A 21,445-nucleotide genomic window follows, 5' to 3' on the forward strand; every position below is an offset into this window, starting at 1 on the left:
CTAGATTATAAATCCCGCCCTTCTGTATAGGGCGGGATTTTTATATTAGACGATTATTAAAATTCAGGCATTTCATTGCAAACGACACGGCACCTCGTTATCTTTGCAGACCGAAAAGAAGATGTATGAAGACCGCGGTCGACACGGCGACAAATGCTACTACGGCATTGACTTTTGCCGACTTTAAGGAAATTACAAAGGTCAGACTGGCGGTCAGTGTGGTCTTTTCTTCCGTTGCCGGTTATCTTCTCGGTGCCTATCAAATCGACTTTACATCCATTTTGCTCCTTGCATTCGGTGGCTACTGCATGGTCGGTGCATCGAATGCCTTCAATCAAGTTATAGAACGGGATCTCGATGCCCTGATGAACCGAACCCGAAACCGGCCGATACCCGCGGGGCGTATGTCGGTCAACAAAGCCATGGGTATCGCGATTACTTTGACCGCCCTCGGGGTTATCGCCCTGTACGTCCTGAACCCCAAGACGGCGATGTTCGGGGCAATTTCCATATTTCTCTATACCAGTGTATATACGCCTTTGAAGACGAAAACGCCCCTTGCGGTATTCGTGGGTGCGTTTCCCGGTGCCATTCCCTTTATGCTTGGCTGGGTAGCGGCTACCGGTGATTTCGGTATCGAGGCCGGCACCCTTTTTATGATTCAGTTTTTTTGGCAATTTCCCCATTTTTGGGCTCTGGGATGGATGTTGCATAAAGATTATAAGAAAGGCGGTTTCAAAATGCTGCCAACGGGGAAAAAGGACAAGGGAACGGCCCTGCAGATTATTATGTACACCATTTGGATGTTGGTCATTTCGGTAATTCCGGCCTTTGGGATTACGGGAAGACTTCAGCTTTCCATTCCCGCAGCTATCTTAATTTTCGCCATGGGCATGGTCATGCTGGCATTCGCCTTTCTGCTCTATGAAAAACGCAACAACACCACCGCTAGAAAACTGATGCTTGCCAGCGTAAGCTATATAACTTTGATGCAAATAGTGTACGTAGTCGACAGGTTTATTAGTTTCTGAAGCGATGGGGATGAAACCAAGGAGAATAAAAATCCCCGGCGCACGAATCTACTGGCTCACGAATCCACTACCCCACGAACCTACAAGCTCATATATCCATGGATCTAACACAAAACACGAACAAGGAAAAGAACGATAGGGCAAAAAAAATGATGCTCTGGTTCGGGATGGTCAGCCTCGTGATGGGCTTTGCGGGGTGGACCAGCGCCTACATCGTAAGTAGCTCGCGCGACGATTGGGTCAGCGACCTGCAGCTTCCCCAGTCGTTTTTTATCAGTACGGGAATCATCATATTGAGTAGTCTCACCTATATCCTGGCCAAAAGAGCCATTAAGATAGATGACCACAATAGGTGCAGCCAGTGGCTGTGGGCTACCTTGGCCCTAGGTTTCGCATTTATCGTTTTCCAGTTTAGGGGGTTTTCAGAAATGGTGGCGCAGGGCTATTATTTTACCGGCCCCACCAGTAGCATTAAGCTATCGTATGTTTTCTTGATCGCCGCCGTGCATATCGTGCACGTTGCGGCGGGCATCATTTCGCTCTCCGTCGTGCTTTACAATCAAATTAAGCGAAAATACTCCTCCCAAGAATATTTGGGACTATCCCTAGGGGCTACTTTTTGGCATTTTTTGGATATTCTATGGCTTTATTTGTTGGGCTTTATGTATTTCGTAGGATAATACCGCGTACAATTGAAAATAATGTCGGTTTTCATATAGTTCGGCTTTCGTTTCAAATAAGAAAACTCTATTTTTGTGTAAATTTTAACCATACTACACTTTAATTATATGGATACAACGGTAACTACGAAAACGGGGGAAACAAACGTTTGGGGCGGTGGTAACCGGCCTTTGGGTGCCAGTTACGGTAAGCTGATGATGTGGTTCTTCATCGTTTCGGATGCCCTGACCTTTTCCGGGTTTTTGGCCGCTTACGGTTTTTCGAGATTTAAATTCATCGAATCCTGGCCGATAGCCGATGAAGTATTTACCCACGTTCCTTTTTTCCATGGCAGCTACCCCATGATCTATGTGGCGTTCATGACGTTTATATTGATCATGTCTTCCGTAACCATGGTGTTGGCGGTAGATGCAGGGCATAAAATGAAACAAAACTCCGTTATTTGGTATATGTTTCTTACCGTTATCGGTGGTGCTATATTCGTAGGCTCACAGGCATGGGAATGGGCTACCTTCATTCAAGGCGATTATGGTGCGGTAGAGACCAAGGGCGGCAGGATTTTGCAGTTTCAGGATGCATCCGGGGAGCGGGTCGCACTGGCCGATTTCGCAAAGACAATACCTTCCGAACGCCGAGTACACGATGAGGCCATAGGGGTCTGGTATGAGGCGGAGCCTTATGTACCCAGCTATTCACTGACCGAGGTGACCGAGGGTTTCAAAGCCAATCCGAATATCGTTATCCGTACCGAGGCTATTATTCAGGAAGGCGATCTAGAAGGACAAAAGACCGTGCTCACCCGCGAGGAGTCCCTTGAAAAGATTAAGCAAGGGGTTCAGGTGGTAGAGGGCGCCAATCTTATTCACAACGAATACGGGTCCCGCCTATTCGCCGACTACTTTTTCTTTATAACGGGTTTTCATGGTTTTCACGTGTCCGTGGGGGTCATCATTAATATTATTATCTTTTTTAATGTGGTACTCGGCACCTACGAACGAAGGGGACATTACGAAATGGTCGAAAAGGTGGGCTTGTACTGGCACTTTGTAGATTTGGTCTGGGTATTTGTATTCACGTTCTTTTATCTGGTCTGATTTTGAAACCGGGCCGAAGGGCCGCGCGTTCATTGAATCTTAAAACGCAGAGGATGCTCGTTACTAAATAATTACTAATCAATAATCCATTATAAAAAATGGCACACGAACATAAACTGGCAATTTTTAGGGGAGCCCTGAAGTTTAAGAGCAATGTCTCAAAAATTTGGGGCGTGCTTATATTCTTGACCATCGTAACCGCTATCGAGGTAATCTTGGGTATCTACAAGCCCTATGTCCTTACCCACTCCTATATATTGGGAATGAAAGCCCTAAATTGGATTTTCATAATTCTAACCCTTGTCAAAGCCTATTATATTGCATGGGACTTTATGCATCTTCGTGACGAAAAAAGTTCCTTGCGAAGGGCAGCCGTATGGACGCCTCTGTTCCTGATATCCTATTTGATCTTTATCTTGCTCTTCGAAGCCGATTATATCTACAATGTCTTAGGGGAGGGATTTGTCAAATGGAATTTTTAGACCCTGTCGGTATTTAAAGAAAACAACGGGGACGAGGCTTTAAATTAACAGCTTACTAAGACGGTTTTAAAGCCGTCTTTTTTATTTTTGTAAGGTTTGTGGGAGGCACATTCCGTACCTGTTATTCGGAATTAAAAGGTCTTGTTATAGTACCTTATGAAATTAGGATGTTGCACGAAAAACCTGTTCCAATAGACCTTTTCGAACAATTAATTTGAGTGGGCCTCCCCGAATAGCATGTTGCGGCGGACTGTCCCAATAGATTCTTTTAGACCGTCCATCTAAAGGAATCTTATTTCGTGCCGTTCGGCCTGGGGCGAAAAGGTTAGGTGGGGCAAGTGAGTAAAAGTTTGAAACGTATGAAAAAGACGGTTGTTCTCGTCATTCTTTTTGTCTTTCCTATCGTGGCATACCTGTTTTTTGCCTCGGGGGTGACCAATTTCGGAAAGCTTCCTGTGCTGACCGATGCAGTGAACGATGTATCGAAAATGGATGAATCCTTGACTTTAAGGGATAAGATTACCATTCTCGGATTTTTGGGGAGCGACATCGAACACAAGAAAGGCAATGCCTTTAACCTCAATCAAAAAATCTACAAGCGCTTTTATGAGTTCAACGACCTTCAGTTCGTCATGGTCGTTCCAAAGGGCAGCGAGTCGAAAGTTGCCGAACTTAAAAAAGAGTTGGGCCATCTGGTCGATATAAGCAAATGGTTTTTTGTCTATGGCGATGACCAAGATATCGAGCACTTTTTTGCGGGATTGGATACGGACCTGTCCCTAGACCAAAATTTGGCCACCCCGTACGTTTTCATTATCGACAAGGATATGGGTCTAAGGGGCAGGAAGAACGACGACAACCAAGGTAATACATTCGGGTTTAACACGGCCTCGGTTGCGGACCTGAACAACAAAATGGTGGATGACGTGAAGATAATCCTGGCAGAATATCGAATGGCGTTGAAAAAAAATAATGCAGACCGATAACCATGAACAAGAAACACACATATGTTTGGGTCTCTTTGATTATTTTGATTTTTGGAATCATCGTGATTCCGACCATCATCGACCGTATAAAGCGGGGTACGATTGTGGAGAACGATAGAATGGCCATTGCCGACAAGTCGGCCCCGCTGGCCTATGTTACCTATGACGGCGAAAAGCGCAAGGTGCCGCCCTTTGAGCTAATCAATCAGGACAGTCTTTTGATATCCGACAAAGACTACCTCGGAAAGGTGTACGTCGTGGAGTTCTTTTTTACGAGATGCCCCGCAATATGTCCCATAATGACCGAAAATTTAGTGGCACTACAAGAAGAATTCGAAGAAGAAGAGGACTTTGGGATTGCCTCGTTTTCGATTACCCCTGAGTACGATACCCCCAGGGTGCTGAAGCAGTATGCCGAGAAGCACGGGGTCGAGAATATGGACTGGCATTTTATGACCGGGGATAAGGAAAAGATCTACAGTCTGGCCAATGATGGTTTTAACATCTTCGCCGCGGAAAATCCCGATGCCCCCGGGGGGTTTGAGCATTCGGGCCTGTTCGCCCTGATTGATAGGGAGGGGTATATCCGGTCGAGGACGGATGGATATGGCAATCCCATTATCTACTACCGGGGCGCTATTACCGAAGACCAAGGGGAGAACGACCATGGCGAAAAAGAACAGATATCCATCTTAAAAAAGGATATAGAAAAACTATTGCAGGAATAATGGACGGTGCCGGGAGAAAAGAAAAAAAATTGAATACCTTGATCACCATCGTTTCGATCGTAGTGCCCGTGGTGGTCGCAATATTGTTCGGGGTGAAGATCCCGAATGTGGAACGGCTCGGGTTCCTACCCCCGATATACGCCTCCATAAACGCGCTCACGGCATTTATTCTGGTCATTGGCCTGTGGGCGATTATTAATGGGAAAAAGCGCTTGCACCACAATTTGATGACCACATGCATAGGGTTGTCCGTCTTGTTTTTGACCATGTACATTGCCTATCACATGACTTCGGATTCGACCTCTTACGGGGGGGAGGGTGCTGTGCGGTACGTCTATTTTTTTATCTTGGTCTCGCATATTGTTTTATCCATTATTATAATTCCCTTGGTGCTTAAAACCTATAGCTTTGCCTATCTGAAAAATTTTAAGAAACACCGCAAGTGGGCCAAGGTCACTTTTCCCATTTGGCTGTACGTGGCAGTTTCAGGGGTGGTGGTCTATTTGATGATATCCCCTTATTATGTAAGTTGATGCTATGAAATGAGCCATAACAAATCTTGATACAGACTGAGATGATTGTTGGCGAATTACATTTGACCGATAAAAAGCAGTGAAAATAAACAGATGAAAAGAAATGTCGTTTTTATTTTGATGGTTGTGCTTCTTTTGCTCCCTTTAGTATCGGAAGCCCAGTGTTCTATGTGCCGTGCCGTACTTGAAAGTGAGGGCGATACTTCTACTGCCGAAGGTATCAACAACGGTATTGTCTATCTGATGGCTTTTCCCTACATCGCGATAGCCTTATTGGGCTTTTTTGTGTTCAAAAAGATGAGACCCAAGGCCGGCCAGGAAATTTAAGTTTATTTTAAGAGCTTCCGTCGTAACAATTCCTTCTTAATCCCGTCTGTTTAGAGACGGCTTCCCCACCGTAGTAGTCCTACTATATTCATCAATCAATGAACCTGCCCCAGGTTCGATAAGTATCGATCCATGTTCGACATCGAAAGGTGGCAAGAAATTTTCGACACCATCCGTAAAAATAAACTACGGACCTTCCTCACCGGCCTTTCCGTAGCCTCCGGTATTTTTATCTTGGTTATATTACTAGGTTTCGGTCAAGGCATGCGTAATGGTATTGCGGAGGAATTTGAGAGCGACGCCGCGACCAGTGTTTGGGTCTGGGCGGGTACCACATCCAAGGAATACAAAGGCCTGAATCCCGGCCGGCGGATACAGTTTCGAAATCGGGACTACAAGGCCGTAGTGAACCAACTGGGTACCGGTATCGAGCACGCCTCCCAGTTCGCCTACATCGATAGTGCGACTACCACTTATGGCGACGAGGCCTTGATCTATCAGGTTTTAGGTACTTCCGCCGAGTTGCAACCCATAGAAAACGCTGCTATCCACGAGGGACGGTTTTTGAATTATCTCGACGAAGAGAGGCGCAATAAGGTCGCCGTCATTGGCAAGGTCATTAAAAAGGATGTTTTTGACAAGGTCGATACGCCCATCGGTGAAACTATCGAAATTGGGGGAGTACCGTTCAAGATTGTCGGTGTCTTCGCCGATAGGGCGGGCGAGCAGGAAGAAGACCGCATCTTTATTCCCTATACCACTGCCCAGCTCATTTTTAACGGCGGCGATCGCTTGGGCAACTTGATCTATATGCTGCCGCCCCGGGAGAATTTCGAGGATGCCGTAGCCCAATCCGTAACCTTTAAGAACGAGTTGCGCGACTATCTGAACGCCGCCCACACCGTGGCCCCCGATGATGAAAGTGCCGTAGGTATATGGAACCCCATGGAAGAGGCCAAACGTTTCTATACCCTATCGAACAATATGAAGCTTTTCTTTTGGTTCGTAGGTATCTGTACCATAATCGCCGGGGTAGTAGGCGTCAGCAACATCATGCTGATCGTGGTGAAGGAACGTACCCGTGAGATCGGCATCCGAAAGGCACTCGGGGCCAGACCCTTGGAAATCGTCGGTATGATCCTCCATGAATCCGTTTTTATAACCGCGATGTCCGGCTTTGCGGGACTCATTTTTAGTATGGGGCTTTTGGAGCTTGTTGGTCCGCATATCGAGGTGGACTATGTATTGAACCCGTCCGTAAATTTCAACGTGGCATTGGCTACGGTTTTCGTGCTGGTATTCGCCGGTGCCATAGCGGGATTTTTCCCTGCGTGGCGGGCCGCGAACATTCACGTAATCGACGCCCTGAGAGACGAGTGATATTGAGAGTAGCAGTTGGCAGTCGCGGTAGGCAGCAACAAATTTCTAGGTTCAAAGTTGCTTCTTATATTGGATCCTAAACATTGAACCTGTCAACGGCAGAACGGAACCTTATATTCTCAGAATTCCAAATTGGAATTTGAATTTTGACTTTTGTAATTTTTCACGCAGTGAACTATGTTTAATAGAGACCGTTGGAAAGAGATTATGGAAGTGCTGACCGGTAATTGGTTCCGGACGGTACTGACCGCTTTTGGGGTCTTCTGGGGAATTTTTATCCTTTTGATTCTATTGGCAGCGGGAAAAGGTATGCAGAACGGCATCATGGCCGATTTTGGCGATATCGCCACCAATACCATGTTTATTTGGACCCAAGCCACTTCCAAAGAATACCAAGGCTTGCCCAAGGGGCGGGAGTTCGAATTCAAGCTGGAAGATGTAGCGACCCTGAACAGCAGCATGCCCGACCTGAGGTACGTATCCCCCAGAAACCGTCTCGGGGGCTTTGGCGGGGGCAGTAACGTAATACGCGGAATCAAAACGGGGGCGTATAATGTGTTTGGGGATTATCCACAGATAATCAAGCAAGATCCCTTGGGTATAACCTCGGGCCGGTTCATCAACCAATCTGATATCGGGGAAAAACGAAAGGTGGCCGTCATCGGGAACGGGGTCAAAAAAGAACTGTACGATAAAGGTGAGAATCCGTTGGGTAGCTACATCAAGATTCAAGGGGTCAATTTTATGGTCATCGGCACCTATAAAAGATTGGACGATAACAACGGGGAACAGGGACAGAAGCAGATTTTCGTACCCTTTACCACGTTTTCCCAAGCCTTTAACCGCGCCAACGATGTAGGGTGGATGGCCATAACAGCCAATGACGGCGCTTCAATTACCGATCTGAAGGAAACCGTTGTCTCCATTTTGAAAAAAAACCGTAAGATACATCCCGATGACAACCGCGCCATTGGATACTTTGATCTGTACGAACAGTTCAACCGAGTGCAAAGCCTGTTCTGGGCGATCAAGTTTATCGCTTATTTTGTGGGAATTTTGGTCTTGCTCTCTGGAATTATAGGGGTGAGCAATATCATGCTCATAGTCGTCAAGGAACGGACTAAGGAAATCGGTATTCGTAGAGCCTTGGGCGAAAATCCATGGTCCATCAAATTGCAGGTGCTGATGGAATCGGTTTTCTTGACTACCATTTCAGGCATGGCCGGAATCAGTTTTGGGGCCTTGGTCATCTATGCCATCAATACCTTGCTAGAGATGAACGGCCCGGTAGATATGTTTTTAAATCCCAGTGTCAGCTTGGGCGTCGTCATCGGGGCATTGACCATTTTGGTCGTATCGGGTTTGTTGGCCGGTTTTATCCCCGCCCAAAGTGCCATTAAGGTAAGGCCGATAGATGCGCTGCGGACGGAATAACATCAATCTAAAAATTTCCGCCTAAGCTAATGTTGAGCGAAGTCCAAGTGCGGTAATCACATAAAAGAAAACTAAACAAATGAAAAAATCAATCACGCGAATCATTTTGGTCCTCATCGTCTTGACCTTCGGGGGGGCGATGTATTATCTCTATCAGAAAAATGCGGAAGACCCCGTGGTTTATGAGACCGAAAAACCCTCTAAAAAGAATATCGTCAAGAAGACCGTAGCGACGGGTAGTATCCTGCCTTTGGAAGAAGTGTTGATCAAACCGAATATCTCGGGGGTAATCGAGGAAATCTTTGTCGAAGGCGGCGATTACGTGCAATCGGGTGACCTGCTTTGCCGTATCAAGGTAGTGCCCAACCTGAACGCCCTGAACGATGCCCGCAACGCAATTGACGAGTCCAAAATCGCCCTGGACGACCAACGTCGCAACCTGCAGCGACAAAAGGGACTGTTCGATAAGGGGGTGGTCTCCAAGGTAGATCTGGAACGGGCGCAGGTGAATTACGATCAGGCGAAGCAGACCTACGCTGCCGCCAATAAAAACTATGACATTGTCAAGACCGGAACCACAAAAGGGTTCAGCAATTCGGCCAATACCCAAATCAGGGCGACGGTCAGCGGTATGGTGCTGGAAGTGCCGGTAGAGGTGGGCAATCAGGTCATTGAAAGCAATACCTTTAACGAAGGCACTACCATCGCCGCTATTGCCGACGTCGAGAAAATGATATTCGAGGGGAAAGTGGATGAATCGGAGGTCGGGAAGATCAAGGAAGACCTACCCCTCGAAATAACGGTAGGCGCCTTGGAAGGAAAAGTTTTTCAAGCTGTTCTGGACTATATTGCACCCAAAGGGAAAAAGGAGAACGGAGCCGTTCAATTCGAGATCAAGGGCACAATGAAGAAGCAGGATTCCGTTTTCATTCGGGCCGGACTGAGCGCCAACGCTTCGGTGATACTGGCGAAGGCCGATAGTGTGCTGGCCATCAAGGAAGCCTTGGTGCAGTTTGACGATGAAACCAAAAAGCCATTCGTAGAAATCGAGAACGGCGGCCAAAAATTCGAGCGCAGGGATGTCGAACTCGGCATCAGCGATGGTATATTCGTAGAAATAAAGTCCGGCATAAACGAAGAAGACCACATTAAGGTCTGGAACGCTCTTGAAAAAGAAGAAGACGCGTAAAAGGAATGCCCCAAAATTAATTTAACAAAACATTTAGAGGGTTGCTTGTAACAATTAAGGAACTTACCCGTCGTGTTGTTGTCTGCTGTAAGGTAAACCACCCAAACGTAAAATCGAGCCTTTATGATCGAAATTAAAAACCTTCATAAATCCTATAAGATGGGTACCAACTCCCTTCACGTCTTAAAAGGATTGAACTTTAATATTGCAGAAGGCGAGCTCGTCGCCATCATGGGGTCTTCGGGATCGGGAAAATCTACACTATTGAACATTTTGGGAATGTTGGACGAGCTTGATGAAGGTTCGTACACCTTGGATGGCGTTCCCATCAAGAACCTGAACGAGACCAAGGCCGCAAAGTATCGGAACAAGTTTTTAGGATTCGTCTTTCAGTCCTTCAATCTGATCAACTACAAAAGTGCCATGGAAAACGTGTCCCTGCCACTGTACTATCAAAAAGTACCGAGAAAAGAGCGGGAAGAAAAAGCCTTGAAATACTTGGCCCAGGTCGGTTTGAAAGAATGGGCGACCCATCTGCCGAACGAACTGTCGGGGGGGCAAAAACAGCGGGTCGCGATCGCCCGCGCCATGGCCGCGGAGCCCAAGGTGTTGCTGGCCGATGAGCCTACCGGTGCGTTGGACAGCACAACCTCTTATGAGGTCATGGATCTTATCCAAAAAATCAACGATAACGGCAACACGATTTTGGTAGTGACCCATGAAGAAGATATCGCCCATATGTGCAAGCGTATCGTGCAATTAAAGGATGGGGTAATCGTCGAGGATAAAAAGGTCGAACAGGTAAGAGCATCACAATATGTTTAGTAGGGACAATTGGAAGGAAATCTTCCAGACCATACGAAAGAACAAGCTACGGACCTTTCTGTCGGGGTTTACCGTGGCCTTGGGCATTCTTATCTTCGTGGTGCTTTTCGGCTTTGGCAACGGGCTCATCAATACCTTTGATGATTTTTTTGGGGATGATGCGACCAATGTCCTTTTTGTCTTCACGGGAAGGACGACCATGCCGTACAAGGGCTATAAATCGAACCGGACGATCGAATTCGATAACTCCGACCTCGAGGATATTAAAAAAAACTTCCCTTTTTACCTCGAATATGTCTCTCCGAGAATTATCCGACCGGATACCGTCAAATACAAAAACGAATCCAATAGCTACTCCACTTGGGCCGTAGCACCTTCGCATCAGTACGCCGAAAAGACCATCATGATGAAAGGTCGCTATCTGAACGAGTTGGATATCAGGGATAAGACCAAGAATGCGGTCATCGGTAGGCTGGTGGAACAGGATCTTTTCGGAACAAAGAATTCCGTGGGCAAGTATATCGATATCGGGGGGATAGCGTTCAAAGTCGTTGGTGTTTTTCAGGACGAGGGCGGCGATCGCGAAGAGAGGAACATTTTTATTCCCTATACCACCAAGCAACTGTTGGAGAAGAATACCGATAAAATCGACGCTATCGTGCTCGGTTTCAAACCCGAAGTAGGTTACGCGGGGGCGATGGCCCTAGATCAGGGGGTCGATAAGTTCTTACGCGAAAAGAAATTCATAAGTCCCCAAGATCAAAACGGCATCTTTATTCGCAATGTAGCCGATCAACTGAAACAGAACCAACAATTTGCCAGAGTGTTACAGATGATCGTTGGTTTTGTAGCTTTCGGTACTATTATCGCCGGTATCATCGGTATCAGCAATATCATGGTCTTTGTGGTCAAGGAACGCACCAAAGAGCTCGGTATCCGAAAGGCCTTGGGCGCTACCCCCAGATCCGTAATCGGTACCATCTTACTGGAATCCATTTTTATCACTACGGTTTCGGGTTTTACCGGTATGGTCATCGGCATGGCCATTTTGGGTTCCATGGGCCAAAAGCTGAAGGATTTTTTTATTACCGATCCCTTTATCGATTCGGGTACAGCCGTTTTTGCAACCGTATTGCTGATTATTTTCGGGGCAATTGCCGGCTATATTCCCGCGAGAAAGGCGGCACGTATCAAACCCATTGTAGCATTAAGGGACGAATAATATGCGATTTTTATTTGATAGAAATACCTGGCAAGAGATTTTCGGCTCCATCAGCAAGAACAAGACCCGTACGGTCATTACGGTAATAGGCGTGCTGTGGGGCATCTTTATCTATATCGCCCTTTCTGGAGCCGCAAAAGGAATGGACAACGGATTTGAGAGCATGTTCGAGACCATTGCCAAAAACAGTATGTTCGTCTGGGCACAAAGTACCAGCATGCCCTATGAGGGCTTTAAGACCGGAAGGCAGATGCAACTAAAACTGGGTGACGCCACGATGATAGAGAACCGTATTCCCCAAGTCGAATTCATCGCCCCACGAAACGTTATGGGATTTTTCGGATCGCCTCCGGCCACCATCGGCCGTAAAAACAAGACGGGAAGTTATACCCTGTATGGCGATTTCCCCGAGTTTACTAAAATAGCCCCTAAGAAGATTTACGATGGTGGACGCTTTATAAACGACGAGGATATCGAACAGGCCAGAAAGGTTGCCGTAATCGGCGAACGAACCCAAACGGAACTTTTTGAGAGCGACGAAGATCCGATTGGAGGATACATCAAGGTCGATGGGGTCTTTTTTCAGGTTATCGGGGTCCACAAGTTCGAGCAGAGTGGGGGTTTTGGCGGTGATGGCGACATCTTTATTCCTTTTAGCACATTTAAAAAATTATACAATACAGGGGATAATGTAGGTTGGTTTTCCATTGCGGCCTACGACGATGCCGATGTAGTGGCGGTCGAACGCAATATCAAGAATCTCTTGAAGAACATCCATAGCGTCCATCCGGATGACGACCGCGCCTTCGGTTCCTTTAACCTCGGGGAGCAGTTCAATAAAATTGTCGGATTTGCCGATGGCATCACATTCCTGTCCCTCGTGGTCGGTATCGCGACTATCTTGGCCGGGGTAATCGGCATCGGAAACATTCTATTGATATCCGTTAAGGAACGCACCAAAGAGCTCGGAGTACGAAGGGCTCTAGGAGCTACGCCCGCGGAAGTACGGAACCAGATCATTCTTGAATCGGTATTCTTGACGGTAATTGCGGGCATTATGGGTATCATCATCGGTGCGGCGACCCTGTCGATGATAAACAGCTTTACCGAAGACATCGATTTCCCCTATACGAACCCGACCGTTCCGATTCCCTATGTATTGGGGGCCTTGGTCATTATGGTCGTATTGGGGACGTTAATCGGACTCATCCCGGCTCAACGCGCCGTAAGCATAAAGCCGATCGATGCGCTGCGGGAGGAGTAAAATTTAAGCTCAAGTTCAAAACTAAGAGAAAGTTCTAATATAAAATCAAAAAGAGAAAGCTTTGAAATACAATCCCAATCCGGCCAAGATAAGTAAACGGAGTTCAGCCCAAACTTTGAACTCGAAGCATTCAATCCGGAATCACCACCAAATCCTAAACAACTAAACATAAAGATTCACAGTAATGAACAAAATCGTTAAATACATTCTCATCGGGATCCTGGTGCTCGGTGCGCTCTGGGCCGCCGCCTTTTTCATCAAGACCAACAGTAAATCGGCCATAACCTATGAGGTTCAAAATCCGTTTATATCGAATATCGAAAAGAAAACGGTGGCTACCGGCAAGTTGATTCCAGAAGACGAAATCGAGATCAAGCCGCAGATTTCCGGTATCATCGAAAAGATATATAAAGAAGAAGGCGATGAGGTAAAATCGGGAGATTTGATCGCTATGATAAAGGTCGTGCCGAACGAGCAGTCCCTGAACCAGGCACGGGGCCGGGTCAGGAACGCCGAATTGGCGTTGAACAATACCAAGGTTGAGTTTGAGCGCAACAAGGCCCTGTTCGACAAAGGTGTTATCTCGAGCCAGGATTTCAATGAACTCAAACTTCAGTACGATCAAGCCGCCCAAGAGCTGGAGAATGCCCAGGCGGACTACCAGATTATACGCAGGGGCTCCGCAGGCGGTTCCTCAAGTGCCAACACCAACATCAGGGCCACTGTAGAGGGCACCATCCTAGAAATTCCGGTACGGGAGGGCGACCAGGTCATCGAAACCAACAATTTTAACGAGGGTACGACCATTGCGACCATAGCCGATATGAGCAGTATGATCTTTGAAGGCAAGGTCGACGAGGGTGAAGTCGCCAAACTTGAAGTCGGTACGCCCTTAAAAATTAATCTCGGGGCGGTCGAAGGAGAGGAGCTCGATGCCGTACTCCGATTTATCGCTCCTAAGGGCATCGAGGAAACGGGGGCCGTACAGTTTAAGATAGAGGGCGATGTGGAAGTGAAGGACGATGTTTTTATCCGGGCCGGTTATAGTGCCAATGCGTCGTTGGTGCTCGAGAAAAAAGATAGCATTTTGGTCATTCCCGAAGCTTTGCTGCAATTCGACAAGGAGACCGACGAACCCTATGTAGAAATTGCGGAAGGGCCGGTAGAGAACCAGCAGTTTGAGCGGAAGGACGTGGAGATCGGAATCTCGGACGGGGTGAACGTAGAAATCGTATCGGGACTTACGGAATCGGACAAGGTCAAGGTGTGGAACAAGACCGAACCTATCAAAAAGGGCGAGGACGAAGAAACAGAAGAGGAGACTAGCTAAGCGCTAACATCCATCAAGAACATCAATCAAAATCAATAACCCGCCCCTGTCCCGGACGGGTCAAAAACAATCAAGAATGAACTTTAAACTGACTGCTTTACTGCTCTTGTGTTCGCTGAGTGCCATCACTGCGCAGCAAAAGAAATGGACGCTACAGGAATGCGTCGAATACGCCGTCGAACATAACCTTACTGTCGAACAATACGAATTAGATCTGCAAAATGCAATGATCGATAAGTCCGATGCCGTGGGAGCATTGCTGCCCGATGCCAATGCGTCGGTGAGCGCCTCGGGCAATACGGGACTTTCATTTGATCCTACCAACAACCAACCGGTAACGACCACAATCTTTACGGCTACAGGTGGAGTCACGTCTTCGGTAACCCTATTTGACGGTCTCCGCAACATTCACCGGCTCAATCGGGCCAAACTGAACGCCATTGCACAACAGTACCGGTTAGACGATCTGAAAGACGACATCCGGCTTAGTGTGGCCAATGCCTATTTGCAGATCTTGTCGAACAAAGAAACGCTTATTGTCTTTCAGGCCCAGTACGCGGTGACCGAACAGGATTTGAAACGCACCAAAGAGCTGGTAAACGCCGGGGTCGTCCCCGAGGGCGACCTGCTAGAGGTCGAGGCCACCGCCGCGAATCTGGAGCAGCAGATCGTAAACACCGAAAACCAGGTTTTGATCTCAAAAATAAACCTGGCCCAACTGCTACAGATTACCGACTATGAGAATTTCGACATTGCGGAGGCCGATTATGAAGTGCCACCATCGGATATCCTCAACAAATCGGCCAAGGAAATCTTTGCGGAGGCCCTAACCTTCAGAAATGATATCGAATTCTCTAGAGCCAATATCGATTTGGCGGTTAAGGATCTGGCCATCGCAAAAGGAGCCAAATATCCGACCTTGGGCGCTTTCTTCAACTACAACACCCGTTATTCCGATCAAGCTCGCTTTAATAATATAACCGGGGTTTTGGAAACACAAAGTTTTGGCGACCAGTTATGGATGAACGACGGGATTTCCTATGGTGCCCAGTTGAATATCCCTATCTTTAATGGGTTCAGCGTTAGAAACAATATTAAGCGGGCGCAGATCAATGTACAGAAAGCGGAAGTGCAGCTGGAACAGGATAAACTTGATCTGGAAACCAATATCAACCAGGCCTACGTCGATGTCAAGAGCTTTGCCAAGGCGTACTACGCCGCCCAAAAAACGGCGGAAGCCAGAAGATTGGCGTACGAGTATTCCAAGGAACGCTACGATGTTGGGCTGATGAACGCCTTCGATTATAGTCAAGCACAGTCCCGGGTCGAAGACGCCGAGGCCGAGGTCGTACGTACTAAATACGACTATATTTTTAGGATCAAGGTGCTGGAATTCTATTTCGGGGTCCCGTTGTTGCTGAACGGATCGTAACGACCCAAAGCCTTGCCATGGTGTTCGACAGCCTAACCTAACGCTCCGGCCGCCCCCGCCCCATAATTTCTGAGGGGGGCGTTATCGACACACTTCATTTGTTCAATTGGAAGTACCTTATCTTACTCAATGGCCATCATCTTAAACTTAGAAACAGCGACCACCAACTGCTCGGTAAGTGTTGCCAAAGACGGGAATCTTCTGGCGCTCAAGGAACACGATACCCCCAACTATTCCCATTCCGAACAGCTGCATGTTTTTGTTCAGGACGTTTTAAAGGATGCCGGGCTCGCATTGTCCGACCTCGAAGCGGTCGCCGTCAGTAAGGGGCCGGGATCCTATACCGGACTGCGTATCGGCGTTTCCGCCGCAAAGGGTTTGTGTTTTTCCTTGGATGTGCCCCTGATTGCACTGTCCACCTTGGCGAGCATGGCCCATCAAGCACAAGGGGAGGATATCGATTTTATCGTACCTGTATTGGATGCCCGACGTATGGAAGTCTATTCCGCCGTCTTCGACGCCCACAAAAGTCAGATCAGGGAAACCAGGGCCGAAATCATCGACGGGAAATCCTTTGCCGAGTACGTGGAAAGTGGAACGATGCTGCTGCTCGGCAGCGGGGCGCAAAAATGCAGGGAAATTCTGCAACACCCCAATTTTCGTTTCGACACCTCCGTAGTGCCTTCCGCTAAGCAAATGGTCACGTTGTCCCATAGAAAATTCGAAGTAGGCGATTTTGAAGATTTCGCCTACTTCGAACCTTATTACTTAAAGGATTTTTTAATCCAAAGGAAAAAGTAATCAGGGCTTTGCCAAATGCCATTTTTGAGGACCGGACTTTTAAGCCTCTAGGGCCTTCCCTTTCATGTGAACATCACGCTGTGGAAAGGGTATCTCGATATCCGCCGCATCGAACCGGTTCTTCGCCTCCTCGATGACGTGAAAATGTGCCGGCCAGAAGACACTGGTATCCGCCCAAAAGCGTAGGGTAAGGTCCACCGAACTGTCCCCAAGACCGTCTACGTGGACTTCCGGGGCCGGGTCTTTGGAGATATTTTCGTTATCGGCGCAAATCTGCAACAGGATATCCTTGGCTTTTTTAATATTGGAACCGTAGCCGATACCGATTTTTATGTTATCCCTTCGTTCTGATAAGGCGTTGTAGTTGACGATATTGTCATTGGATAATTGTCCGTTTGGCACAATGGCCACTTGATTGCCGAAGGTGGTGATTTTCGTGTAAAAGATGGTAATTTCCTTTACCGATCCATCGACCCCCTGTGCCGAAATCCAATCCCCGACCTTAAAGGGCTTGAAAATAAGGATTAACACGCCCCCGGCAAAATTGGAAAGCGATCCCTGTAAGGCAAGTCCGATAGCCAACCCGGCGGCACCGACCGCGGCGATAAGCGTAGATGATTGCACCCCTAATTGGGTGATGACGAGTACGAACAACAACACCTTCAGGGCTATACCTATGAAACTCTGGAGGAAGGACTCCAAAGCGAGATCGTAATCCTTTTTCTCAAAAAACTTGCGCACCATCCGGTTGATGATCCGAATCAGCCATAGGCCGACTAAAAGGGTAATAACGGCGACAACGATATTAATTGCCATGGTGGGCAATACTTCCCAGGCCCAATCGATGGCCTTGTCCATATGTTCTTGATACTCTGAAATTTCGTTCATAAAAAGGATTTTTAGTATATCCGAAATTCCACTACGATGGACATGGAACTTACGGTAGTTTTTGAAAAAAAGTTTAAGGGTTTGGCGGTGCTATTATCGCTAGACAAAGCCTGCCGAAATTAAGGACGCAACCTAGTAAAAATGGTCTTCGAAGTCAAATATAATTCCAATAAACTATGGTTAAGGGCGGGAATCGAATCTTATTTGCGCCAGAACTTCTTCCAATCGCGCAGTAGGCCGCTGGCATGCACCCTCTTCGCATACATGGAACAGGGTCTGCCCTTCGACATATCTATCCCGAAACAGCGCTATGCCTTCCTGTTTATCCGAAGCCGCCAAAATGCTGTTAGGCAGATATTGGCTTCCAATCGATTTTGCTTTCTCCCCATATCGGTCCCCGACGATGGCGATTTCATAAAAGGGCCGTTGAAAATACAGGGCCAGATCTAACCAATTGGCGTGGTTCTGAGCACTTTTCTCAAAATTTTCCTGCATGTTTTTCAGGAGCTGCATGGCACTGGAGGCATAATCGTACTCCGGAAAAAACCGGGACAGCTTAAAGAGGTTTTTTGCCATGATGGAATTCGATGCCGGTATCACATTGTCAACGGTCTCGATGGTTCTTCGGATAACAAAATCGTCCGTATCGGAAGTAAAGAAGAACATCCCGCTGCGGGGGTCGTGAAAGTGCGCTTGACAATATTCCACCAATGACTTGGCCCGTTTTAACCAGTTGATGTCATACGTGGTTTCATAGAGGCCGATATAGGCATCGATAACGGAAGCATAATCCTCAAGGTAGCCGTTGATGCTGCTTTTACCATTCTTGTGATTGTGGAATAGTCCTCCGTCGGGCGTCCCCATATTTTTTAGGATGAAGTCCGCATTCTTTAAGGCGAGGTCCAAATAATCAGGATTTTGGAGGTAGCGATAGGCGTCGGTAAGCCCTTTTAGCATGAGGCCGTTCCAAGAGGTGAGAATTTTATCGTCCAATCGGGGTCTATCCCTTTTTTGGCGCTCCGTGTAAAGAATTTTGAGACACTCCTCCATGGTTTCTTTGAGCTCTTCAAGGTCGATTGCATGTTTTTCGGCAATTTTCTCTCGGGACGCGTTTCGGATCAGCACGAAATTGCCATTCTCCCAATGGCCGTAGTCATTGATGTTATAGACCTCCTTAAAAATGGCGAAACGGCTTCCTAAAAGTTGTTGCAGTTCGTCTTCTCGCCAGACGTAAAAGGCACCCTCTTCAAGCGCGCCGTTTTCGGTCTGGCTATCCGCATCCAAAGAGGAATAAAGTCCGAAATCCTCCGACATCAGTTCCCGTTGAACGAAGGCAATCGTCTTTTCCACCGTTTCCCGGAAGAGGTCGTTTCCGGTCTCGGCATAGGCTTGCGCGTAGAGGCTGACCAATTGGCCGTTGTCGTAAAGCATCTTTTCAAAATGGGGTACGTGCCATTTGGTGTCCACGGAGTAGCGGGAAAATCCCCCGCCGACCTGATCGAAAACGCCGCCCCAGGCCATTTTGGTCAACGAGGTGTTGACATAATCCATTATAGGGCCGTCTTTTCGGGCCGTACCATAATGGAGCAAAAAGTTGAGGTTGACGGGCAACATAAACTTAGGGGCCCGATTGTACCCACCCATTTCGTTATCAAAATAACGGGACCATCCGGCAACGGCCGCTTCCATTTCGGCGGAATCAAAACTATCCGGCGCGTCGGCAAGTTCCACCAAATTAATGGCCTTGATGCCGTCGGCCAATTTTTGTGCGTACCCCTCGACCTTGGCAGGGTCATCGCGGTACAGGTCCGATAATTGCTGCAAAACTTGCGTCCAATTCTCTTTCTTTACATAGGTCGCGCCCCAGAAGGGCCGTCCGTCCGGCAGTGCGGCGATGTTCAGGGGCCAGCCCCCTTGTCCGGTCATCATCTGAAGGGCATCCATATAGATGTGGTCCACATCGGGCCGTTCCTCGCGATCCACCTTAATGTTGATAAAGTTTTCATTCATGGTCCGGGCGACCTCGGAATCCTCAAAACATTCACGCTCCATAACGTGGCACCAATGGCAGGCCGCATAGCCGATACTGATCAACAAGAGTTTGTTTTCTTTCTCCGCCCGTGCCAAAACTTCGGGATGCCATGCCTCCCAATCTACCGGATTATGGGCATGTTGCAGGAGATAGGGACTCGTTTCGTCAATCAGGGCGTTGGTAAATTCGGGTTCCATGGGCTTTATTTGTTGGATTAAAATGCAGGGAGATTAAATTTAGGACAAAAAAAAGCATCCCGGCATAAACAGGGATGCTATATCTTGTTACAGGAAAAGGGATAACGGACCCTAGTCGACTTCGAAGGTTATCTTTACGTTCACCCGGTAATTCACCATATTCCCATTCTCAACGGTAGCGCTCTGCTCGTTGATATAAACCGACTTGATGTTCTTGACGGATTTTGAGGCGTGGGCCACCGCATTTTTGGCGGCGTCTTCCCAACTTTTTTCCGAATTTGCCAATACTTCAATAACTTTTAAAACTGCCATAATGTGTTTGTTTTTAGGTTCGACCCAATATAACAAAAATAAATGGGGAAATAAGAGTGGTAAGCCGTATAAAAAGGACTCATTCCATATTGGGAAAATGATGGACCCCAGCCTGTTGGTCGCGAATGGTTTCCGAAACTCCCGAATCATCCCGGGTGAATCGGCTTTAGCCAACTCCTGCGGCGGGGACTGGAACTTGAACCAGCACTTCCACCTGAATTATCCCTCGCATCTGTCGGTAGACAGCCTTGAACCCATCATCCATTGATCGCCACCACTTCGTTCACCTTATCGCCCATCATATTCTTGAGCATGGTCTCGATTCCGTTTTTCAGCGTAAAGGTAGAGGAGGGGCAGCCGCTACAGGCCCCCTGTAGAATCACGCTGACCGTTCTACTGTCCGATTCGTAGGATTGAAAAAGGATGTTACCGCCGTCACTGGCCACTGCCGGCTTTACATATTCCTCCAGAATATCCACGATTTGCTGGGAAGTGTCGTCGAGGTCAAGTGTTTCCGGAGTAGCTGAATTCTCTTTCTGCGTCGACCGCTGAACGGCCTCTTCGGAGACCACGGATTTCCCGGCGGCCAGATAGTCGCGAATAAATTCCCGCAGTTCCAATGTAATATCCTCCCATTCCGCCATATCGTATTTGCCGACCGAGATATAGTTCAGGTCGATAAAGATCTCTTTAACGAAAGGAAAGTGAAAAAGCTGCTTGGCTAACTCGGAGTTCTGGGCCTCGTCAATGTTCTTGAATTCGAAGGCCCGAGGAACAATCGCTTTATTGGCCACGAATTTCATGACAGACGGGTTTGGTGTAACCTCGGCGTACACCGTGACCGCCACCTGTTGCACCGGCCGCTCATCATGAATCACCGGCTCGCCCGCGTTCAGATATTCGACCAATTGCTGGGCCACCTCGTCCTTAACATCGTCCCATTCGACGATGTCGAAACGCTCGAGACCTATAAAATTGCCCGAGACGTAAACGGTCTTGATAAAGGGAAGATGGAACAACTGCTGCGCCAAGGGGGAACTTTTGGCCTCATCGATGTTCTTGAACTCGTAGTTTTTACCCTTGGTCAAAAAGTGGTTCGTCTCGAATTTTAAAATAGCCGGATTGTTGGTCTTTGAAACGGTGATATTATACTCTTTCATCGCAGTTCTTAGTTTGGTGCAAAGTTACGACATATAATATTGTTACCTTTCGACCGTTATACTTTAATATTCAATCGCTATTTAGGTTGATTTTGACGTATCGCCGATAATAAGACC

At 47.5% G+C, this 21,445-nt stretch carries 21 protein-coding genes; 17 read left to right on the forward strand and 4 right to left on the reverse strand.

Annotated elements, in window-relative coordinates; translation table 11 throughout:
- Positions 1-125: 125 nt before the first annotated feature.
- The 17 genes from cyoE to tsaB all read left to right on the forward strand — a co-directional run bounded on the left by cyoE (position 126) and on the right by tsaB (position 16,739).
- A complete protein-coding gene (gene cyoE / locus RQM65_RS12685) occupies positions 126-1,031 on the forward strand; it encodes a heme o synthase (RefSeq protein WP_314015507.1) in 906 nt (301 codons plus the stop codon).
- Positions 1,032-1,129: 98 nt separating this feature from the next.
- Positions 1,130-1,711: a cytochrome c oxidase subunit 3 gene (locus RQM65_RS12690; protein WP_314015508.1), complete on the forward strand. Its 582-nt coding sequence runs from the start codon at positions 1,130-1,132 to the stop codon at positions 1,709-1,711.
- Positions 1,712-1,819: 108 nt separating this feature from the next.
- A complete protein-coding gene (locus tag RQM65_RS12695) occupies positions 1,820-2,806 on the forward strand; it encodes a cytochrome c oxidase subunit 3 (RefSeq protein ID WP_314015510.1) in 987 nt (328 codons plus the stop codon).
- A gap of 98 nt (positions 2,807-2,904) precedes the next feature.
- Positions 2,905-3,288, forward strand: a complete 384-nt coding sequence (locus tag RQM65_RS12700) for a cytochrome C oxidase subunit IV family protein (protein WP_314015512.1) — start codon at positions 2,905-2,907, stop codon at positions 3,286-3,288.
- 359 nt (positions 3,289-3,647) lie between these two features.
- On the forward strand, positions 3,648-4,274 hold the full coding sequence (locus RQM65_RS12705) for a hypothetical protein (protein WP_314015514.1): 627 nt from the start codon (positions 3,648-3,650) through the stop codon (positions 4,272-4,274).
- A 2-nt stretch (positions 4,275-4,276) separates the two neighbouring features.
- The gene (locus RQM65_RS12710) at positions 4,277-5,002 is read left to right on the forward strand and encodes an SCO family protein (protein ID WP_314015516.1); all 726 of its coding nucleotides are present in this window, start codon (positions 4,277-4,279) and stop codon (positions 5,000-5,002) included.
- Entirely contained in the window at positions 5,002-5,535 is a 534-nt protein-coding gene (locus RQM65_RS12715; protein WP_314015518.1) for a DUF420 domain-containing protein, read from the forward strand. The genes RQM65_RS12710 and RQM65_RS12715 overlap by 1 nt, the downstream gene beginning before the upstream one ends.
- Positions 5,536-5,628: 93 nt before the next feature.
- Positions 5,629-5,862, forward strand: a complete 234-nt coding sequence (locus RQM65_RS12720) for a hypothetical protein (protein WP_314015520.1) — start codon at positions 5,629-5,631, stop codon at positions 5,860-5,862.
- 132 nt (positions 5,863-5,994) lie between these two features.
- Complete coding sequence (locus RQM65_RS12725) at positions 5,995-7,242, forward strand: ABC transporter permease (RefSeq protein ID WP_314015522.1); 1,248 nt, start codon at positions 5,995-5,997, stop codon at positions 7,240-7,242.
- Between the two features lie 177 nt (positions 7,243-7,419).
- Positions 7,420-8,676 (forward strand): ABC transporter permease, encoded by a 1,257-nt coding sequence (locus RQM65_RS12730; protein ID WP_314015524.1) that lies wholly within the window; start codon positions 7,420-7,422, stop codon positions 8,674-8,676.
- A 79-nt stretch (positions 8,677-8,755) separates the two neighbouring features.
- Positions 8,756-9,865, forward strand: coding sequence for an efflux RND transporter periplasmic adaptor subunit (locus RQM65_RS12735; RefSeq protein WP_314015526.1), 1,110 nt, complete (start codon positions 8,756-8,758; stop codon positions 9,863-9,865).
- A gap of 123 nt (positions 9,866-9,988) precedes the next feature.
- A complete protein-coding gene (locus tag RQM65_RS12740; RefSeq protein ID WP_314015528.1) occupies positions 9,989-10,690 on the forward strand; it encodes an ABC transporter ATP-binding protein in 702 nt (233 codons plus the stop codon).
- Entirely contained in the window at positions 10,683-11,912 is a 1,230-nt protein-coding gene (locus RQM65_RS12745; RefSeq protein ID WP_314015530.1) for an ABC transporter permease, read from the forward strand. The genes RQM65_RS12740 and RQM65_RS12745 overlap by 8 nt, the downstream gene beginning before the upstream one ends.
- 1 nt (position 11,913) lies before the next feature.
- Positions 11,914-13,176: an ABC transporter permease gene (locus RQM65_RS12750; protein WP_314015532.1), complete on the forward strand. Its 1,263-nt coding sequence runs from the start codon at positions 11,914-11,916 to the stop codon at positions 13,174-13,176.
- A 184-nt stretch (positions 13,177-13,360) separates the two neighbouring features.
- The gene (locus RQM65_RS12755) at positions 13,361-14,506 is read left to right on the forward strand and encodes an efflux RND transporter periplasmic adaptor subunit (RefSeq protein ID WP_314015534.1); all 1,146 of its coding nucleotides are present in this window, start codon (positions 13,361-13,363) and stop codon (positions 14,504-14,506) included.
- Between the two features lie 76 nt (positions 14,507-14,582).
- Positions 14,583-15,938: a TolC family protein gene (locus RQM65_RS12760; protein ID WP_314015536.1), complete on the forward strand. Its 1,356-nt coding sequence runs from the start codon at positions 14,583-14,585 to the stop codon at positions 15,936-15,938.
- A 129-nt stretch (positions 15,939-16,067) separates the two neighbouring features.
- Positions 16,068-16,739: a tRNA (adenosine(37)-N6)-threonylcarbamoyltransferase complex dimerization subunit type 1 TsaB gene (tsaB, locus tag RQM65_RS12765; protein ID WP_314015537.1), complete on the forward strand. Its 672-nt coding sequence runs from the start codon at positions 16,068-16,070 to the stop codon at positions 16,737-16,739.
- 39 nt (positions 16,740-16,778) lie between these two features.
- Here tsaB and RQM65_RS12770 read toward each other — a convergent pair whose 3' ends face one another.
- The 4 genes from RQM65_RS12770 to RQM65_RS12785 form a co-directional block, all read right to left on the reverse strand.
- Positions 16,779-17,627: a mechanosensitive ion channel family protein gene (locus tag RQM65_RS12770; RefSeq protein WP_314015538.1), complete on the reverse strand. Its 849-nt coding sequence runs from the start codon at positions 17,625-17,627 to the stop codon at positions 16,779-16,781.
- Positions 17,628-17,807: 180 nt separating this feature from the next.
- Positions 17,808-19,856, reverse strand: a complete 2,049-nt coding sequence (locus RQM65_RS12775) for a thioredoxin domain-containing protein (protein ID WP_314015539.1) — start codon at positions 19,854-19,856, stop codon at positions 17,808-17,810.
- A 111-nt stretch (positions 19,857-19,967) separates the two neighbouring features.
- Positions 19,968-20,168: a dodecin family protein gene (locus RQM65_RS12780; RefSeq protein WP_314015541.1), complete on the reverse strand. Its 201-nt coding sequence runs from the start codon at positions 20,166-20,168 to the stop codon at positions 19,968-19,970.
- A gap of 257 nt (positions 20,169-20,425) precedes the next feature.
- Positions 20,426-21,328, reverse strand: coding sequence for a NifU family protein (locus tag RQM65_RS12785; RefSeq protein ID WP_314015543.1), 903 nt, complete (start codon positions 21,326-21,328; stop codon positions 20,426-20,428).
- Positions 21,329-21,445: the final 117 nt, after the last annotated feature.

Origin of the sequence: Pricia mediterranea (genome assembly GCF_032248455.1) — a bacterium.
GTDB lineage: Bacteria > Bacteroidota > Bacteroidia > Flavobacteriales > Flavobacteriaceae > Pricia > Pricia mediterranea.

Coding starts and splice junctions, on each gene's coding strand:
- RQM65_RS12720 (WP_314015520.1), top strand. CDS start 5,629: ATGAAAAGAAATGTCGTTTTTATTTTGATGGTTGTGCTTCTTTTGCTC.
- RQM65_RS12690 (WP_314015508.1), top strand. CDS start 1,130: ATGGATCTAACACAAAACACGAACAAGGAAAAGAACGATAGGGCAAAA.
- RQM65_RS12735 (WP_314015526.1), top strand. CDS start 8,756: ATGAAAAAATCAATCACGCGAATCATTTTGGTCCTCATCGTCTTGACC.
- RQM65_RS12705 (WP_314015514.1), top strand. CDS start 3,648: ATGAAAAAGACGGTTGTTCTCGTCATTCTTTTTGTCTTTCCTATCGTG.
- RQM65_RS12770 (WP_314015538.1), bottom strand. CDS start 17,627: ATGAACGAAATTTCAGAGTATCAAGAACATATGGACAAGGCCATCGAT.
- RQM65_RS12785 (WP_314015543.1), bottom strand. CDS start 21,328: ATGAAAGAGTATAATATCACCGTTTCAAAGACCAACAATCCGGCTATT.
- RQM65_RS12775 (WP_314015539.1), bottom strand. CDS start 19,856: ATGGAACCCGAATTTACCAACGCCCTGATTGACGAAACGAGTCCCTAT.
- RQM65_RS12715 (WP_314015518.1), top strand. CDS start 5,002: ATGGACGGTGCCGGGAGAAAAGAAAAAAAATTGAATACCTTGATCACC.
- tsaB (WP_314015537.1), top strand. CDS start 16,068: ATGGCCATCATCTTAAACTTAGAAACAGCGACCACCAACTGCTCGGTA.
- RQM65_RS12710 (WP_314015516.1), top strand. CDS start 4,277: ATGAACAAGAAACACACATATGTTTGGGTCTCTTTGATTATTTTGATT.
- RQM65_RS12780 (WP_314015541.1), bottom strand. CDS start 20,168: ATGGCAGTTTTAAAAGTTATTGAAGTATTGGCAAATTCGGAAAAAAGT.
- cyoE (WP_314015507.1), top strand. CDS start 126: ATGAAGACCGCGGTCGACACGGCGACAAATGCTACTACGGCATTGACT.
- RQM65_RS12755 (WP_314015534.1), top strand. CDS start 13,361: ATGAACAAAATCGTTAAATACATTCTCATCGGGATCCTGGTGCTCGGT.
- RQM65_RS12750 (WP_314015532.1), top strand. CDS start 11,914: ATGCGATTTTTATTTGATAGAAATACCTGGCAAGAGATTTTCGGCTCC.
- RQM65_RS12700 (WP_314015512.1), top strand. CDS start 2,905: ATGGCACACGAACATAAACTGGCAATTTTTAGGGGAGCCCTGAAGTTT.
- RQM65_RS12745 (WP_314015530.1), top strand. CDS start 10,683: ATGTTTAGTAGGGACAATTGGAAGGAAATCTTCCAGACCATACGAAAG.
- RQM65_RS12760 (WP_314015536.1), top strand. CDS start 14,583: ATGAACTTTAAACTGACTGCTTTACTGCTCTTGTGTTCGCTGAGTGCC.
- RQM65_RS12740 (WP_314015528.1), top strand. CDS start 9,989: ATGATCGAAATTAAAAACCTTCATAAATCCTATAAGATGGGTACCAAC.
- RQM65_RS12730 (WP_314015524.1), top strand. CDS start 7,420: ATGTTTAATAGAGACCGTTGGAAAGAGATTATGGAAGTGCTGACCGGT.
- RQM65_RS12695 (WP_314015510.1), top strand. CDS start 1,820: ATGGATACAACGGTAACTACGAAAACGGGGGAAACAAACGTTTGGGGC.
- RQM65_RS12725 (WP_314015522.1), top strand. CDS start 5,995: ATGTTCGACATCGAAAGGTGGCAAGAAATTTTCGACACCATCCGTAAA.